The organism is Butyricicoccus sp. (assembly GCF_050872565.1).
Lineage (GTDB): Bacteria > Bacillota > Clostridia > Oscillospirales > Butyricicoccaceae > Butyricicoccus_A.
The window spans coordinates 1-1,453 of sequence record NZ_JBNMHC010000460.1 but is presented as its reverse complement, the minus strand read 5'-3'; the positions used below and the strand labels follow the sequence as shown (position 1 = coordinate 1,453).

The following is a 1,453-nucleotide window of genomic DNA, read 5'->3' as shown; positions in this document are numbered from 1 at the left end:
TCCCCAAAAGAGAAATGCTTCCGGCATCAAGATGTGCCGCGCCTAAAATACTGCGAAGAATTGTCGTCTTGCCTGCACCATTTCTGCCGACCAGACCGGTGATTGTTCCCTGTTCCAAAGAAAAGCTCACATTATCTAGGGTAAAATTTTCATATCGCTTGCACAGTCCCTTTACTTCTAATGCTTTCATCTCTCGTCACCTCCAAATAAGAGATGCAGTGCTTCACACATTTCTTGTTCGGAAATACCTGCACTCTTTGCAATCTCCACAGCTTCCAGCAATTTTTGTTCGATACGTCTGAGATGCTCTTCTCGCACCTGTTCCGTATCTTGATGCGAGACATATGTGCCGCGTCCCTGCATAGTTTCGACAAATCCCTCGCGTTCCAACTCTTCATAGGCTCGTTTTGTCGTAATCACACTGACACGCAGATCTTTTGCCAATGTCCGAATCGAAGGAAGCTGTTCTCCGGCAGGAATCACGCCAGATAAAATCTGTGCTTTCATCTGTTCGGTAATCTGCTCATAGATCGGTTTGCCGCCCGTATTTTGCAGAATAATCTGCACGGCTACCACCTCCGTATATACTGTTCATATTCTTTATATACAGTATATACGCTAGATGTACACTTGTCAAGTCATAGAACAAAAAAGAGACAGATTTCTCTGCTTCTCACATCTTTAAATTTCTCGCCGCTTGTTTTTCATCCAGATGCGGTGCAAGCCGTACAGCACCATATCATCAGCACGATGAACCGCCTGCGTTACATACGGTGCGGCAAGCTCTGCGTCGGTTCCTGTCAAATAAACCGTCAAATTTTCTCCGAGCTGATTCTTACATCGTCCAATCATTCCGTCAATCATGCAAGCTGTGCCATTGAGCACACCGGACGCCATAGCATCCATCGTATTTTTTCCCAACAATCCCGTGTTTGGACGCGTCAAGCCGATAGACGGCAGCTGCGCTGCTTTGGTATGTAAGGACTCCAAGCCAATGCGCATTCCCGGTGCAATAATCGAGCCGACCAGCGCACCAGTTTCATCTAGTGCTGTAAATGTCACCGCCGTATTCATATCAATAACCAGTGCCGGAAGTTGCTTCTTCGCCGCTGCTTCCACAGCGACACATACCAAATCACTGCCGACAACACGTGGATTATCCATGCGAATACTCAATCCTGTCTTGACGCCAGAGGAGACATTGACCACATCACAATGGCACAAGATTTCTGCCGCTTCACGCAGCACTCCGCTGAGTGCAGGCACAACAGAGCAAATAATCGCGCCATAGATACGAGACGGCTCACAACCACGCAAGCGCAGCACACTGTCTATTTGACAGGCATATTGATCCGCCGTCTGTCGGGTCTCTGATGCAATATGAGAAACGACGCACAATTTTCCCTGTCTGTCAAAACACCCCAGTGTAATCGCTGAATTTTGTATATTGATT

At 47.3% G+C, this 1,453-nt stretch carries 3 protein-coding genes; all 3 read right to left on the bottom strand.

Translation table 11 applies throughout. The features are described from left to right. On the bottom strand, positions 1–190 hold a 190-nt coding region (locus ACR0P9_RS12510; RefSeq protein WP_432620639.1), incomplete at its 3' end, for an ATP-binding cassette domain-containing protein. Further along, positions 187–567 (bottom strand): GntR family transcriptional regulator, encoded by a 381-nt coding sequence (locus ACR0P9_RS12505; RefSeq protein WP_432620637.1) that lies wholly within the window; start codon positions 565–567, stop codon positions 187–189. The genes ACR0P9_RS12510 and ACR0P9_RS12505, both read right to left, overlap by 4 nt. A gap of 114 nt (positions 568–681) precedes the next feature. Continuing rightward, positions 682–1,453, bottom strand: a 772-nt coding sequence (locus tag ACR0P9_RS12500) for a type III pantothenate kinase (RefSeq protein WP_432620635.1), incomplete at its 5' end; no start/stop codon positions are given.